Origin of the sequence: Leptolyngbya sp. FACHB-1624 (genome assembly GCF_047649235.1) — a bacterium.
GTDB lineage: Bacteria > Cyanobacteriota > Cyanobacteriia > Leptolyngbyales > Leptolyngbyaceae > Leptolyngbya > Leptolyngbya boryana.
On sequence record NZ_CP180258.1, the window covers coordinates 6050668 to 6066818 of the forward strand.

Sequence of the window (16151 nt, forward strand, 5' to 3'; positions counted from 1 at the left end):
GTGCTAACGCGAAATTAGCTTGCGATTTAGCTGGGTAGAAGCGCCTTCTGAAGGCGACAGTTATGTTGAGTGGCGAATTGGAATTTCGATTGTGAACATTACCCCTTCATCTTCGATCGAATCGCAACGAATGCTGCCTTTGTGTTTCTCAGTGATAATTTGATAGCTAATCGATAATCCTAAACCTGTTCCTTTACCGACAGGTTTTGTCGTAAAAAATGGGTCAAAAATTCGCGATCGCACATTCTCTGGCATTCCCACCCCATTGTCTGAGATAGAAATTTGCACACAATTTTCTGAGAGGCATTGCGTTGAAATCTGGATTTTCGGAGCAGCCGGAGTGGATGATTCGCGCGGTTCTAACTCTTCTAAAGCATCGATCGCATTTGCTAGTAAATTCATTAGCACTTGATTTAGATAGCCTGGATAGCACTCGACTTGAGGTAACTGACCATAGTTTTTAATAATTTCGATCTCGGACCTTCCCGGTTTTGCCTTGAGACGGTGCTGCAAAATTATGAGCGTATTATCAATCCCTTCATGGAGATCAACTTGCTTGAACTCTGCCTCATCTAAGCGAGAGAAGTTGCGTAATGAAAGCACAATGTCTTGAATTCGACCCGACCCGACATTCATCGATTTAAGAATTCTCTTGAGATCCTCAACCAGAAAGTCAAGATCCGTCTCATCAATTACTGCTTGCAAGTCTAACGAGGGTTGCAAGTGCTCTCTTTGATAAGCATTAAGCACTGTGAGCAGATCCTGCACATATTGCTCCACGTAAGCCAAGTTTGCATGGATAAAGTTAACTGGATTGTTGATTTCATGTGCGACTCCTGCCACCATTTGCCCCAGAGCCGACATTTTCTCGCTTTGAATCATCTGGCTTTGAGTACGATGCAGTTCATCCAGCGTCATTTCTAGCTGGTGCATTTTTTGCTTGAGCTGATACTCATGCAGAGCAAGTTGTTCTGCCATTGTATTGAAGCCCTCTGCTAGCACGCCGACTTCATCTTGAGTATCGACTTGGAGCCGAGTCGTTAATTCTCCTTGTGCAAGTTGCTGTGTTGCTTGTGTAAGCTTTTGAATTCGATAACTCAAGGATTGTGTCGCTCGTAATCCTAAAATCATCACACCTATAATCAGTCCGCCTCCTAGCAATCCAAAACTTCCAATGATGAACCACAACCGATAGATTGTTTGCTCAGCACCTTCAACTGATTTCAGTACGGCAATTTTGAGTGTGGTCTGATCGAAGCCAGGGATCTCAACAATTTTCGTGAGATAAGGTTTTCCTGCAATTTCGATCCGAGTGGGGGAGGTACTTGCTTGAGGTAATTTTAAGAGTTTGTGTCGATCGAGCGGCAAAGTCGATGCAGTGATTTGATCGTCTTGCAAGGCAACGAGATGCATTGAAGTATTGCCTCGAATTTGCTGGAGAAATGTATCGTCGATCGCAATACCAACGACTAAGTTTGCCAGAACTCGTTTGGAAGATTTAATCGTGTTAAAACTGACCAAAGCCGATGAAGTTTTCGAGGTTGATAGCAGAATGCCAGATCCTGCAACTCCTGTTTTTGCTATTGTGTTGATCGTTTGATCTGGAAACTGAGCTTGAGTTAGCGATCGCTGTTGAGAAGATATAAGGGCTTGTCCTTGCAAGTCTACAATTCTAAGCAAATCAAATTCTAGAGCAGCTTGAATCGGTAGAAGAGTGCGGAGTGATTGCATTTGATCTCCCGATTCGATCACTTCAGTTACCTGTTTCTCATCGCTCACCCAACGCGCTTTTAAATTCAGCAATTTTTGCTTTTGCTGAAGGTCTTGTTGAAGTAATTGAGCGAGATCAATCGTTTCTTTTTGCGCAGTTTTTTCTAAGTTATTGCGAGCAAAGTAACCAAACGAAATTGTGCCTACTGTCCACAGACTAAGGAAAAGAATCACAGGGAATGCTAGCAGTTTGACAGATACGGAAAGTTGGGCATATCTGGCTTTCAACATTGTTACTTTTGCGACATCGCAGTTTGAGGAGCAGTTGCAGCAAAGCCCGCTTTCTCTAGAACGGTGGCTCCAGGAGGGCTGAAGACATAGTTGACGAAGGCTTGAGTAGATTCAGACGCCTTTTTATTCCAAAGCACATTGATCCTGCGGAACATGGGATATTTTCCTGTTTTCAAGGTTTCTGGAGTCGGCTCAATGTTGTTTAGACTCAGTCGATTGACCAGTAAATTGTTAGAAATGGCATAAGCCAGGGAGAAGGCGCCAATGCTATAAGGAGTACTTTGTAAGGTCTGAATCAGTTCTCCTTCTTTTCGCATAATGATCGCGTTGGGTGCATTCTTCAACTCTTTGCCTAAGTAATGCTGACGCAATAGCTGCTTAGCAGATTCATCTTCAGGTCGATCTAGAACGATGATTTGAGCATCAATTCCACCCAGTTCTTTCCAATTTGTGATGCTGCCGCTGTAAATGCCTTGAAGGTCTTGTGTTGTCAAGTTTTTGATGCCCGTCACACTTGGATGAGTTGCAACTAGGAGCGCATCTTTCGCAACTTCACGATATTCTAAGTTGCCATCGGTTTCTTCAGGTTTTAGGACTTTGGAAATTATCCCAATATCGACTAATCCTTGCTTAATTCCAGCAATAATGTTCTCCGACTGTCCAGGTTCTAAGAGCGTAACTTGCCCATCCGAATTGGTGTTCTCATAGGCAGCTTTTAGCGTTTTCAACAAATTGACTGTACTGCTAGAACTTCCAGCTTTGATCGGAGTTTGGGTGTTGCTCGCGGTTGCTGTGGAAGCTGTATTTGGGCTAGTTGAGCAGCTAGGTAGCCCTATGAGCGATGCGCCTAAAGCCAGGATCACAAGAGTTCGTTTCATCATGTTTCATCATTGGAATGAATTGGAGAAGCCAGTGCTAGTGTTCCCGTTCACTTGAACAAGTTGCGCGTATTCGTTACAGAAATTATAAGGATTGCGAAATTCGCTATCTTTCATCATTCACCAGCCGCAACAAGCTACTGTTCAAGGTTCTCGTTCATTGCATTCACCTGCTCTGGACTAGAAGTCGGGGAAGAGCAGAACAAAGTCCCCACTTATGGGACTGGGAGAAAATTTCAGCTTTTTCACTCAGTTTAGATTGGACGCTCAGCTATCAGGATTAGGGCAAGCAGATCTTCGGCGTGAAGCGTTCCTACGACTATGTAGAACATCGCATGAGTTGCTTGCAAATGGTGATTGCGACATGGGCTTAACTTAAAGGAATGGCTGCATTCACAAGCGAAGTCAAAATTCCGGTTTGCTCTTTTCCACTCGTCGAAAGGTCGCTGTAGCACAAGAATAAGCGCTCCTCAGCACGGGCTAGTAGATCGAGTAAAATGCGTCGTAATCGTTGTTCATTCATCATCTGAGTATCTTCTACATCCCAGACTCGCCCTGACCAATCTTGCAAAAATAACGGAGCCGCAAATAGTGAATCGACTCCACTTAACCAACGTGACGAGCCTGCATCTAGCCAAAACTGCCACCGATGCGATCGCCGAGTGGAACGATATTGAAACACCGTTGCTAATGTCACCGCATTCGGCTCAATCAACCGGACTGGGAATGGATTTGCAGTGACCGCTCCACTTCTGAGCAGTTGAATAAAATTTCGCACCGTCAGCGATTGAGGTGCATCACTGAGATCGCTCCGGCGCAATCGATCGTCTACTTCCCAATAATGCTGAGCCGTCTCGATCAATTCTCGCAGTCCAGCCAGTTGATCAAAAGGCAGATGACTTCCCCCAAAAAAGAATCGCTGAATTGCTCGATCGAGCATGACGACCGGGCTAGCAATCAAACGATGGTCTAACTGCGATCGCTGTGACTCAATCCAGCGCACAATTCCCTCATAGGCTTCAGAGGCTTGATACCCTAAACGATCCCAGCGAGGAAACGTATTTGCAGCAAGTAAACGCGGTTGGTCTGGATGTGGCTCGAAACAATGATCAGCAAGTAATCCAGCCCGAACCGGATCAATCACATAGGTTGTTGTCAATTCAGTTTTTTGACTGAGAATGACTAACATTTCAGCGATCGTATCTCGATTTGTCGCTCTGCCTAAGCCTGGATAGATCAGCGTCAGTAAAGTGAGCAGCGATCGCACAATCGGGCTACTGGCTAAAGGGCGCTGATCGTTGAGTAACTCGACTGGAATATTTTGGCGGGTCAGAATTTCTCGTAACGCATAGCGAGAAATCGGATCAATCCCAGGCCCAATTAAAGCAATCTCGCGCGGTTCGACTTGCCCGGATTGCACGCCTTTAATGATCACTTCTGCGGTGTGGCGAATCAATTGTGCCTGAGTTGTGGTCTGAAGGGTTTGAATCGAATCTGGTAAGCTCGCAAAAAAGATCGGATCACTAACGAGATCTAAAATCGATTCTCCTAATTGATCGATCAAACAAGGATGAGTACGATCGCTCAGTTCCACGACTGTACAGCGATCGCTTAACTGTGCTAAGTAAGCTGGATCGGCTCCCAAGCCTAATCGCACCGCTCCATTCGGGTTAAAGCTAAACGCGCAAGGGATGTTTCGATCAAGCAAAAAATCAAACAGCGATCGCACAATTGCCGGATACTCATCGAGATCATCTGCGACGACCGCCTGAAACCGCTCTAACAAATGCTGCTGATATACCGGATCATGGAGTAAATAACGTCCGTACAAATCTGTGATCAAGCTATAAGTCAACAATCCTCGCCGCAAGCACCAGGCTCGCCAACGCTGCATCATTTCTCCAATTGTTTCTGGCGACAAAGCTAATTCTGAAATTTTTCCTTCAACTTTTAGTAAGCCTTGATGGAGCAATGCTGGAATTTCCTCGATCAACAAACCACTTAAGGCTGCAAGCTGCATCAAATCTAGAACTCGCCGCACTAATCTAGCTTCAGGAATGCCAGCTTCAGCGATTGCGTGATCTAATTCCACTCGCCAAAGTTTGGTCGCGAGTTCCTGTTCATTCTCAGGGCGCAACCTCAGCGGAAACTGAGCTTTCAGATCTAAGCGTTGTACAAGCAAAGCCCAAAAAAGCGTCACTTCATCCTCAAAGAATCCGAGCGGCGTTGTCGCGCGAAACGGAAATTTTCCTTGCGTTGCTTCGCTAATGCGATCGCTCAATGCCAGACGATTATCCCCGATCGCTGCCAGCACTAAAATTCCAGAGCGCTTCATTTTCATCCATTCGCAAGCTTGTGCCACCAATCGATCTGTTTTGCCGCTGCGAGTGGCTCCTGTAATCCAGACAGATTGAACTGTTTGCTTTTGCACGGAATCGCCTCAACACAATTTGCTAGGATGTTGCTCACCTTTAATGATAAAGATGTTCTTGTATTCTAGATCTTCTGAAAAAGCAGTTTTAGAATAGAGCGATCATTGCAGTTTGCCTCTGCTTCTCCACTGATGTTTGATCTTGCACTTGCTACGTCTTGAGCTATGAACAATAATTCGCTGTTGTCACAATTGAGAAACTACGTTCGGCGTGCTGAACAATGGTATCTTGAAACCCCAGATCGAGCGCTAGATCAGGCTTATGATGCGGCTCTTAAAATTAGGGCGATCGAGAATGAGCATTTCGGCGGACAGAAAATTTCGCCTCGTGCGACTCAGCTTCGAGGGAATGCACTCGCTTATTTTGAAAAAGATTTGCAGAAGTATCTGCGAAACATTCGGATGAGATTGACCGAGTTTCATCGCAGTCGTTCAGCCTTGGCGATTACCAATCCCAATCAAACGGCGGATACATTACGGACGATCGAAACTACTGAGGTAGGAACTGATCGATTTGTGCCGACTGTCCAGGATAAACCCTCCATCACGCTCGAAAAGCTGCGATTTATTGATGAAGTGTTGATGCGATATGCAGAGGAGCAACTGACGTTAGAAGCAGTTTCAGCTTCGATGCTTGCAGTTGAAATGAATGGAAGTCCCGATAAAACAACCAAACCTGACAAAAAGAATTCTGACCCCAATCTTACCGTTGCGGATACTCAAAACGTTCCAGCGAATGCAGCCGAAAAGTCCGAAGATTTTGAAAGCCTTTCTGATAAAACTGGGTTACTGCCTCGATCGATTCTCACGACGCTCAATCGGCTGAGGCGAGATCTCGATCCCAAATCCGAAGCCGAAGTGCTACAAAATTACAGAGTTTCAAAGGTCAAAACTTTATTAGCAGTTCGATTCGTTCTCATTTTGATTTTGGTGCCGTTGCTCGTGCAGCAAGGGGTTCGCAATATTGCATTATCGAACTATCTGATTCCGGGTGCGTGGATTACGCAGAATTTCAAAGTTGAAAACCCCGATCGTATTTTTCTCAATGGCGAAATGGCAGAGGAAGCTCTGAGAGAATTGCAGGGCTTCGAGGAACGTCTGAAATTTGAAAATCTGCTCAGAGAGACGTTTGAACGAGAAACCTTGCCTGCTGAAGAACGCGAAGCCAGAGTCAAAGAGCGATCAGAACAAGTTGAGGTGCGAGTTCGAGAAAAAGCGACTGAAATTGCAGCCAGTTTTTCGACTCAAAGTGCGAATGCAATTAAAAATTGGATTGCTGATATCGCAGGCACGATCGCATTTGTCTTAATTTTACTGAATGGTAAACGCGAGATCGACATTCTCAAATCGTTTATGGATGAGACGGTTTACGGACTCAGTGACAGTGCTAAGGCATTTATCATCATTTTGTTTACCGATGTCTTTGTCGGCTTTCACTCTCCCCACGGGTGGGAAATCATTCTTGAAAGCGTTTCAAAACATTTCGGCTTACCTGCTAATCGCGATTTCATTTTCTTATTTATCGCAACGTTCCCAGTGATTCTAGATACGATTTTCAAGTATTGGATTTTCCGGTATCTAAATCGTGTCTCGCCGTCTGCGGTGGCGACGTATCGGGAGATGAATGAGTAGAAGGAGTAGAGGGGTAGGGAGTAGAGGAGAAACGCTCTTACCTTCAATGAAAACTCGAAAGGCTTTTCCTACTTCCCTACTCCCCACTCCCCACTTTTTCTAGCTCGCCAAATACTCCCCCATATCCCCTTTCCGCTTCCGCAATTTCGTCAACGCTTCGCGCTCAATCTGACGGACTCGCTCTCGGCTAATATTTAAGCGATCGCCAATTTTCGCCAGGGTCAACGCCTTGCCATCTTCTAAGCCAAAACGTAACGCTAAGACTTCACGTTGCTGCGGAGTCAAATCTGACATCAACGCGTCTAAATCTAGCTTTAGCGAAGTCTGTGCTGTAAATTCTTCGGGCGACATGCCTGGATCTTCTAGCAGTTCCCCTAATTCTGTATCCTGATTATCCCCAACTCGCAGATCGAGCGATAAGGGTACTCGTGCGCGTTCTAGATAATCGCGAATTTGTGCGATCGGCAATTCTAATTCGGTGGCGAGTTCTCCTAGCGTTGCTGCTCGACCTAAGCGTTGAGACAGGCTACGCTGTGCTTTTTTAATCTTATTGAGCTTCTCGGTAATATGAATCGGTAAGCGAATCGTTCGCCCCTTTTCTGCGATCGCTCGGGTAATTGCCTGCCGAATCCACCAGTACGCATAGGTTGAGAATCGATAGCCTTTGGTGGGATCAAATTTTTCGACCCCCCGCTGCATCCCAATCGTTCCTTCTTGGATTAAATCCATCAGTTCGACATTGCGCTTGGTATACTTCTTCGCCACAGAGACGACTAACCGCAAATTTGCCTCAACCATGCGACGTTTTGCGAGTTCTCCCTCCGCTAAAATCTGTCGCAACTCGGTTTCTGAAACTTCAGCCGCCTGTGCCCAAGTCGCGTCATCAGGGCTTGTCCCTAACTTCTCGATTAAGGCATTTTTGACCGAATTGACGATCGCCAATCGCTGTACCTGTTTTCCATAGAGCACTTCTTGTTCATGGGTCAGCAGTGGGACGCGACCAATTTCGCGGAGATAAGCACGGACGGAATCAGTTGGAGTCTGAGCGGTTTTCATATCAAGATCAGAAAGCGATGGGTGTGGGCAATTGGGTGAAATGTCAGACGCTCGAACGCGCGCAAATTCAGAAATCTAAATGAAGGTGGACACGGCTAGAAAGTGGTTGCTATGAAGTGCGCTAAGCTTAGGCTGAAAACAGCCTCGCTAGGAAATGGTTACATAGCCATGTGTCAAAGACATGGCGAAAACTCGTAAACTCTGTGTGCCGCTTTTGACCTTTATTAGATTTGTCTAGGTGAATGGTTATATTAAGATTATCTCTTATTGTGTTAAGTCTTGTAAAGTTACTGAGAAAAAAATCTTGCTAAAGGAGGATTAGATGCCAATCGGCTCAGCGAAGCACGCCTTAGCCAATACGGTATCAGAAACGAACTTTACGAATGTCTTATCTGTAACAGAATTGAGGAGTTTAGCCAAGTTTCTGCCCCCGATCGAATATGACAGTCTGACTGAGGAAACCTTTAAATAATATTAAGAGCACAGTTGAGAAATGAAGGGCGATCGCGGTTAGATTTATATCCGGGTTTGCCGCAAATCGTTATATAGGCATACGCGATCGCTCTTAGAATAGGCATCTATCTTTTGGCAGAAGATTAGAGTGGGGAGGTTGAAAATCGTATCAAGCCTAATGGCTTTCTATTCCCCCCTTCCCCGCTCTCTTCTCGCTCATCGACGTAAATAATCCTGCAAAGCCGTTACAGTCAAAGCCTCAGCCTGCATTGATCGAATCGCCGCTGCCGTCGCTTTTGCCCCTGCGATCGTGGTAATCATTGGAATCTTGTACGTCAATGCTGTTCGTCGGATTAAGCGATCGTCTTCGTGCGCCTCTTGTCCTGCAGGAGTATTGATAATCAACTGAATCTGCTCATTTTTGATAGAGTCCAGCACATGCGGTCTGCCTTCATGCAGTTTGAGTACGAGTTCGACATCTAGCCCATGTTCTTTTAGCGTTTTGCAAGTTCCAGCAGTTGCAACGACTTTAAAGCCAAGCTCCATCAACTCTTTGACTGCCGGAACAACTGCTGTTTTTTCACGATCGTTCATCGACACAAACACGGTGCCTTGACGCGGCAAACGCTGACTGGCAGCGAGTTCTGCTTTGGCATAGGCTTTCCCAAAATCAGAATCGATCCCCATAACTTCGCCCGTCGATCGCATTTCTGGACCCAAAATTGTATCGGTTCCAGGGAATTTCTCGAAGGGGAGAACGGCTTCTTTGACTGAGATGTGCTGTGGAATGATTTCCTGCGTAAAGTTCAAATCAGCCAGGGTTTTGCCGGACATGATTCGCGCTGCCATTTTTGCCAGTGGCACCCCGATCGCTTTCGACACAAACGGCACCGTTCGAGAGGCACGCGGATTCGCTTCAATGATATAGACTTGATCCCCTTGCACCGCAAACTGAATGTTCATCAAGCCAACCACTTTCAAGGCTTTCGCAAGTTGAACTGTCCAAGTCCGAATCTGATCGAGAACGGCTGGTTTTAAAGTGACAGGTGGGATCGAACAGGCTGAGTCCCCAGAGTGAATTCCAGCTTGTTCGATGTGTTCCATAATGCCCCCAATCACGACATGACCGGTCTGATCGGTGATTGCATCCACATCGACTTCGATCGCATTTTCGAGAAACCGATCAACCAAAATCGGATGATCCGGCTCCACTTGAACTGCATACGTCATGTACCGTTCTAACTCAGTGTCCGAGTAAACGATCTCCATCGCTCGCCCACCTAAGACGTAGCTTGGGCGCACGACGACCGGATAACCAATCTCACGCGCAACTTTCTTCGCACCGGAATAATCCCGTGCAAGCCCGTTTGCAGGTTGTTGAATGTTCAACTCGCGCAGGATTTGTTCAAAGCGTTCGCGGTCTTCAGCCGTGTCGATCGAGTCCGGCGACGTTCCCCAAATTTTGGTCGAAACTGTGCCTTGTTTGAGGAATGCAGCGAGGGGAACCGCTAATTTCAAAGGCGTTTGTCCTCCGAATTGAATAATCACCCCTTCCGGCTGTTCCATTTCGATGATGTTCAACACATCTTCTTTGGTCAGCGGCTCGAAATATAAGCGATCGCTGGTGTCGTAGTCGGTCGAAACGGTTTCAGGGTTGGAATTGACCATAATGGTTTCAAACCCGTCTTCTCGCAACGCAAAAGACGCATGACAACAGCAATAATCGAACTCGATCCCCTGTCCGATGCGGTTCGGCCCGCCTCCTAAAATCATCACTTTCCGTCGAGTTGAGGGGGCAACCTCATTCTCTGCATCGTAGGTGGAGTAGTAGTAGGGAGTGAAGGCTTCAAATTCAGCCGCGCAAGTATCGACGGTTTTGTAAACCGGAGTCACATTCAAGGATTTGCGGTAAGCCCGAACTTCGTCTTCGGTCGATTTTGTGGCATACGCAATTTGACGATCGCTAAACCCTTGTTGCTTAATCGCAAGCATTTTCTCTTGCGTCAACTCTTTGAGCGTCAACCGCTTCAGGGTTTTCTCAGTTTCAAGCAAGTCAGACAACTTATCGAGAAACCAGGGATCAATGTTCGTCAATTCATAGATTTCATCGTTCTGCATTCCCATCAGCATGGCATGACGCACGGTGAAAATTCGATCGGGATTCGGCGTTCTCAATCCGGCGCGAATTTGTTCTAAGCTCGGCAGTTTTTCCGGCTTATCACAGCCCCAACCTGCGCGACCCGTTTCGAGCGATCGCAACGCTTTCTGAAACGATTCTTGGAAGGTTCGACCCATTGCCATTGCCTCACCCACCGACTTCATTTGAGTCGTCAAATACGGTTGAGATCCTGGGAATTTCTCAAAGGCAAAGCGGGGGATTTTGGTGACGACATAATCGATCGTCGGCTCAAAACTCGCAGGGGTTTTCTTGGTAATGTCATTCGGAATTTCATCCAGGGAATATCCGACAGCGAGTTTGGCTGCCATTTTTGCGATCGGAAATCCTGTCGCTTTAGAAGCCAATGCCGAACTACGAGAAACGCGCGGATTCATTTCAATCACAACGACTTCACCCGTCACCGGATTGACTGCGAATTGAATGTTTGATCCGCCTGTTTCGACTCCAATCTCGCGAATAATTTTGATCGAGGCATCTCTGAGCCGTTGATATTCTTTATCAGTCAAGGTCTGAGCCGGGGCAACGGTGATCGAATCTCCGGTATGAATCCCCATCGGATCTAAGTTTTCGATCGAGCAAATAATCACCACGTTGTCGGCGAGATCGCGCATGACTTCGAGTTCATACTCTTTCCAGCCGAGCAGCGATTTTTCGATGAGAATCTGCGAGACCGGACTCGCATCCAAGCCCGACTGGGCAATTTCCTCGAATTCTTGCTGGTTATAGGCGATGCCGCCGCCTGATCCGCCGAGTGTGAACGCAGGACGAATAATCAGGGGATATGATCCAATCTGATGCCCGATCACTTTTGCTTCTTCGAGCGTTTCTGCGAGTCCGGATGGGCAGACCCCGACTCCGATCCGCTCCATTGCTTCTTTGAATAATTTGCGATCTTCCGCCATCTCGATCGCAGGTAACTTTGCTCCGATCAATTCGACGTTATATTTCTCCAACACGCCGCTTTTTGCCAGCGAGACGGCAAGATTGAGCGCAGTCTGACCGCCCATCGTCGGCAATAGTGCATCCGGGCGTTCTTTAATAATGATTTGCTCGACTAACTCAGGAGTCAGGGGTTCAATATAAGTGCGATCGGCGGTTTCGGGATCGGTCATAATTGTCGCCGGATTTGAGTTCACTAGAACCACCTCAAATCCTTCGTCTCGCAGTGCTTTACAGGCTTGAGTCCCAGAGTAATCAAACTCGGAGGCTTGCCCGATGACGATCGGACCGGAACCAATGAGCAAAATTTTGTGCAGATCTTGGCGACGGGGCATAGTAAATTTACGCTCTTCTTTCTAAATCCAAACCATTCTAGAGGCTTTCGATTCGATTTCTGTACTGCCTTTATCTAATCCCAAGGATCAGTGCGCTTTTTCTTGTACCCATGCCATTAATGGACGCAATTGGGCAGGCATATTCGTCTCACTAACTTGGATCGTGTGCGATCGTTCATCAGTTTCGATCGATAACTGATATCCAAACCGATCGGGCTGAGGAGCGCGATCCGTCATGGAATTCAATTGAAAAAAATCTGCGTCCTTGACTAGTTGTTCTAGTTCTTGCGCTTCAGACGGGGAAAGATCCTGAGTATCGATGGTTTTCATGATCATTAACCCCGCGAACCCGCCACTCTGCTCTAGCGTGACTTTCATCTTTCCCCCTGAAATTTAAATCACTCCAACGGTTCTCCAAGCATTTTGAACGGCTTGTTGCTCTGTGCTATCTATGCCGTATAACTCAGATGCGATCGTTGCGGTTGCCCGCGCTGCGTCTTGGAAATTCGATGAAGTCCGTAACCGCTCGGTCAAGGCAATGTACCAAATCTTGCCCGCTTTTTCCCAGGCATATCCGCCTAAGGCAGATGCTACTAGGTAGAAGGCGCGATTGGGAATTCCAGAATTGATATGCACTCCGCCATTGTCTGCTGTTCCTTTGTAGAGATTTTTCATCTCTGCAGGCTGGGGATCTTTGCCGAGCACTCGATCGTCATAAGCTGTTCCGGGAGCTTTCATCGATCGCAATGCCTCGCCATTGACTTTAGCAGTCAGCAATCCGGCTCCAATCAGCCAATCAGCCTGATCTGCCGTCTGATTCAAAACTTTCTGCTTGACTAAAACGCCAAATACATCCGAAAAAGACTCATTCAAGGCCCCTGACTGTCCTTGATAAACCAGTCCTGCTTCAGTTTGAGTAATGCCGTGTGTCAATTCATGAGCAATCACATCCAGCGAAATCGTAAAGCGATTAAACAATTCCCCATCGCCATCGCCATAGACCATCTGGCTACCGTTCCAGAAGGCGTTATTGTAGCGCTGCCCGTAATGAACTGTCGAATTGAGGCGCATTCCATAGTCATCGATCGAGTCACGCTCATAGACCTCTTTGAAAAAGTCATAGACGGCTCCTGACCCATCAAATGCCTCGTTAACTGCAACATCGGATACGGCTGGAGATGTTTCTCCCCGTACGATTCTCCCAGGCAACCTTGTTCTATTTGCTGCATTATAAATTGTTCGACGTTTTTCATTTGCAGCGACAAGGAAAGGCTGGATGGCTGCACCTATGACTTCCCGCCGTCCTCGAAACTGTTCTGAAACCCGAAGATTTTGTAATGCCCAATCGCGCTGAGTCTCAGTTCCATTGATAATGATGCGATCGGTGATATGAGGCGGCACGATGCAACAGATTGTACAAATATGCTGATCTCTACGGCGGCAGCGAGATTGACGACGGTTTCTCATATGTAGATTGCTCCTAGTCTCTTTCAAAGTGAAGAATCTGACTTGCCTGTAGCGCTCATCCACTTTAAATCGCTCTGAGACAGAGTGCTTCTCTAACTACATTTTCTTCAGAAAGTCGCGATCGTAACTTGCTTAAGAGTTGTTTGAGTAAGTTCCGGCGTAGCCGATAAATCCTTTTAGCGTACGATTGATGCGGATTCCAGATCCACCTTCGTGGTGAATCTCAACAGTTTCAGCTGGCTCAAGATTAAATGTCTGTGCGAGCAATAAATTCAGTGTGATGGCTTGAAATGCAACTGTGGCACAGTCGCTCAGATGCCGGGTGATCGTAATTGGGATTCCCGATGGGTCGAATGTGCCAATACAGACTGAAATTGTTGTGTTGTCTTCCATATTTCTAGGAATCTGTGAGCGCTTTGATCCAATTATTCACCTGGGATCGCACTCGATTACCCGAAATCTCAGATTCTGGGATCAAATTCAGCGCCCGGCGATAATCAGCCATCGCGAAATTCCAATCGCCTACTAAATGGTGCGCTCTCCCTCGGGCTGCATAAATATGGGCTTCTAATATCGAATTGTCGTCGAGATTAATCGACATTAATTCTTTGATTTGCAGGGCGTGTTCAAAATTTTCGATCGCGTCTACATACAATCCCAAATCGCGAAAGGTAATGCCTTGATTTAACCAAGCTCGAATATTCGTGGGGTCAAGATCGACTGCCATGTCATAATCTGCGATCGCGGCTTCTAATTCTCCTTGAGCCGCATAATAATTGGCGCGATTATTATAAGCCCCTGCGAGTCGAGGATTGAGTTGGATCGCTTTGTTGTAGTCTTCGAGCGCGGCATCTTGATCACCGCATTGAAAATGGACTAAACCTCGATTGTTATAATCCAGCGCATTCTTAGGGTTGCGATCGATCAAAATGGTCAATCCAGCGATCGCTTCTACATAATTGCCTTGTCGAGCTTCTGAGAGTGATCGCCGCCGAAGTAGGCGATCTTGAGCAGAAGCGTCAAGCCAAGTCGTTGGACGCGAAGAACGCTGAGCGTTGAACCGGGTAGGATTGGACGATCGACGGCTCGGAGCCGCAGCGCGCCCAGAAATGACTGCACGGTTTTTCTGAGTATTTAGGGAACTACCATTTAGAGATGTACGAGCGTTCATGCCATCCTCACATGTCTATGAACTAAAGTTACCGACTCGCTAACTGAATTCTTTCTGTCCTAGTGCCACAAATGAATACGTCTACGGTCAGAGATTGGATGTTCTCAAACAGCAGAGCATAGATTTTCTGCATTTTAGGGGTCAGAACTCACTACACGAGAGTCCGATTCCATTTCTGAAACGAGCCATTTCATAGCCGTCAAAAAAACTCCAGAACTTTAGACATCAACAGGAAGGGATAGCGGTTAAAGGTTTCCGTAACTTTGCGGAATCTTTGCACCAGCTTTGCACAGTCTTAAAGTTCCCACTCAGTATTATTTTGTCTCAAATCATCCAGAGTTTTAGTAAGAATACGGAGGCTGTTTCGGATTGTGCAGAGATCCGGCGATCGATACGGCAGCCGACTGTGGGATTTTACAACGCGAATGCGAATTCGCAGCGTCGCTTCATACTGTGCAGCCAATGACGACTTCGGACTACTATTGATTTGACTCTATAGTGAACCGCTAAGATATGTTTCACATTTTCTCCAAGCATTTAGTATTCTGAAGTCTGCGACCCTCTTCAATTTTTGATTTTTTCATCGCAGTCCTAATTTCTCTACAATCATGAAATTCTCTGTATTCCACACGCCCGAACTGACCCCAACCCAAAACGCTGCGGATTGTGCGATCGCGATTGATGTTCTTCGAGCCACAAGTACGATCGCAACGGCGCTATCCTCAGGTGCGGATGCTGTGCATGTCTTCAGCGATATGGACAAACTCATGCACCAAAGCGAAGCCCTTCCGCCCGAAAAACGGCTTCGGGCAGGAGAACGGGGCGGCAGTAAAGTCGAGGGCTGTGATTTAGGAAATTCTCCACTTGACTGTACTCCTGAATTAATGACGGGTCGTCATCTGTTCATCAGTACGACGAATGGCACTCGTGCTCTGCAAAAGATTCAAGCTTCGCCAACAGTACTGGCGGCAGCATTAATTAACCGCAAAGCCGTTGTTGATTATTTGGTTGAACATCAGCCGGAAACTGTTTGGATTGTCGGTGCAGGATGGGAAGGGTCTTTTGCGCTAGAAGATACGGTGTGTGCTGGCGCGATCGTCCAAAGTGTGGCTGAGCGACTGGGTTGTTCTCTAGAAGAATTGATTGGCAATGACGAAATGGTTGGTGCAATTTCGCTGTATCAACAGTGGAAAAGTAATCTGCTCGGTTTGATGTACCATGCCAGCCACGGCAAGCGGTTGCTCCGATTGGATTGCCTCGAAGATCTGAAATATTGCGCTTCGTTGGATACGCTCAATGTTCTGCCGATTCAGCGTGAGATTGGCACATTGGTCAAACATGCCGTGGTCGCTCATGCTGCGTAGTATCTCATGAAGATTAGAAAAGATTAAAAATTCTGCTAACCTCCGGTTTGTCGCGCTGGAGGCTTTTTTTTGGAAGCGGGTAGCGAGAATCGAACTCGCAACTAAACCTTGGGAAGGTCTCGTTTTGCCACTAAACTATACCCGCGCTGAATTTCTAAATCATAGCAAAATCAGCACTATCTCAATCTTACAAGAATTGGAAAAATTGAATCGATTGCAATTAAGGACTGATATCGGACTCAATT

12 protein-coding genes and 1 tRNA gene are annotated in these 16151 nt (G+C 46.6%); 3 read left to right on the plus strand and 10 right to left on the minus strand.

Features of this window, described 5'->3' with window-relative positions; all coding sequences use genetic code 11:
• Window positions 1-60: 60 nt before the first annotated feature.
• The 3 genes from ACMUEV_RS28770 to ACMUEV_RS28780 form a co-directional block, all read right to left on the minus strand.
• Window positions 61-2001, minus strand: coding sequence for a sensor histidine kinase (locus ACMUEV_RS28770; RefSeq protein ID WP_190650950.1), 1941 nt, complete (start codon window positions 1999-2001; stop codon window positions 61-63).
• 2 nt (window positions 2002-2003) lie between these two features.
• Complete coding sequence (locus ACMUEV_RS28775; RefSeq protein ID WP_199329457.1) at window positions 2004-2882, minus strand: substrate-binding domain-containing protein; 879 nt, start codon at window positions 2880-2882, stop codon at window positions 2004-2006.
• A gap of 367 nt (window positions 2883-3249) precedes the next feature.
• Window positions 3250-5310, minus strand: a complete 2061-nt coding sequence (locus ACMUEV_RS28780) for a recombinase family protein (RefSeq protein WP_190650947.1) — start codon at window positions 5308-5310, stop codon at window positions 3250-3252.
• A 165-nt stretch (window positions 5311-5475) separates the two neighbouring features.
• Between ACMUEV_RS28780 and ACMUEV_RS28785 the strand changes: the two genes are divergently transcribed.
• Window positions 5476-6942, plus strand: coding sequence for a proton extrusion protein PcxA (locus tag ACMUEV_RS28785; protein ID WP_017285735.1), 1467 nt, complete (start codon window positions 5476-5478; stop codon window positions 6940-6942).
• 99 nt (window positions 6943-7041) lie between these two features.
• Here the strand turns inward: ACMUEV_RS28785 and ACMUEV_RS28790 are convergent, their stop codons facing one another.
• Window positions 7042-7998: an RNA polymerase sigma factor, RpoD/SigA family gene (locus ACMUEV_RS28790; RefSeq protein ID WP_190650944.1), complete on the minus strand. Its 957-nt coding sequence runs from the start codon at window positions 7996-7998 to the stop codon at window positions 7042-7044.
• A gap of 322 nt (window positions 7999-8320) precedes the next feature.
• Between ACMUEV_RS28790 and ACMUEV_RS28795 the strand changes: the two genes are divergently transcribed.
• On the plus strand, window positions 8321-8470 hold the full coding sequence (locus tag ACMUEV_RS28795; protein WP_190650942.1) for a hypothetical protein: 150 nt from the start codon (window positions 8321-8323) through the stop codon (window positions 8468-8470).
• 197 nt (window positions 8471-8667) lie between these two features.
• On the opposite strand, the gene carB is transcribed toward ACMUEV_RS28795, so the two are convergent.
• From carB to ACMUEV_RS28820, 5 genes are all read right to left on the minus strand, one after another.
• Window positions 8668-11904, minus strand: coding sequence for a carbamoyl-phosphate synthase large subunit (carB, locus tag ACMUEV_RS28800; protein WP_017285733.1), 3237 nt, complete (start codon window positions 11902-11904; stop codon window positions 8668-8670).
• An 87-nt stretch (window positions 11905-11991) separates the two neighbouring features.
• The gene (locus ACMUEV_RS28805) at window positions 11992-12282 is read right to left on the minus strand and encodes a protealysin inhibitor emfourin (RefSeq protein WP_017285732.1); all 291 of its coding nucleotides are present in this window, start codon (window positions 12280-12282) and stop codon (window positions 11992-11994) included.
• A 15-nt stretch (window positions 12283-12297) separates the two neighbouring features.
• The gene (locus ACMUEV_RS28810; RefSeq protein WP_190650940.1) at window positions 12298-13371 is read right to left on the minus strand and encodes a M4 family metallopeptidase; all 1074 of its coding nucleotides are present in this window, start codon (window positions 13369-13371) and stop codon (window positions 12298-12300) included.
• Between the two features lie 132 nt (window positions 13372-13503).
• Window positions 13504-13764, minus strand: coding sequence for a hypothetical protein (locus ACMUEV_RS28815; protein WP_190650938.1), 261 nt, complete (start codon window positions 13762-13764; stop codon window positions 13504-13506).
• 4 nt (window positions 13765-13768) lie between these two features.
• Window positions 13769-14542, minus strand: coding sequence for a tetratricopeptide repeat protein (locus tag ACMUEV_RS28820; RefSeq protein WP_017285729.1), 774 nt, complete (start codon window positions 14540-14542; stop codon window positions 13769-13771).
• Window positions 14543-15150: 608 nt separating this feature from the next.
• On the opposite strand from ACMUEV_RS28820, the gene ACMUEV_RS28825 reads away from it, so the two are divergent.
• The gene (locus ACMUEV_RS28825) at window positions 15151-15906 is read left to right on the plus strand and encodes a 2-phosphosulfolactate phosphatase family protein (RefSeq protein WP_017285728.1); all 756 of its coding nucleotides are present in this window, start codon (window positions 15151-15153) and stop codon (window positions 15904-15906) included.
• 74 nt (window positions 15907-15980) lie between these two features.
• On the opposite strand, the gene ACMUEV_RS28830 is transcribed toward ACMUEV_RS28825, so the two are convergent.
• Window positions 15981-16051, minus strand: a tRNA-Gly gene (locus tag ACMUEV_RS28830).
• Window positions 16052-16151: the final 100 nt, after the last annotated feature.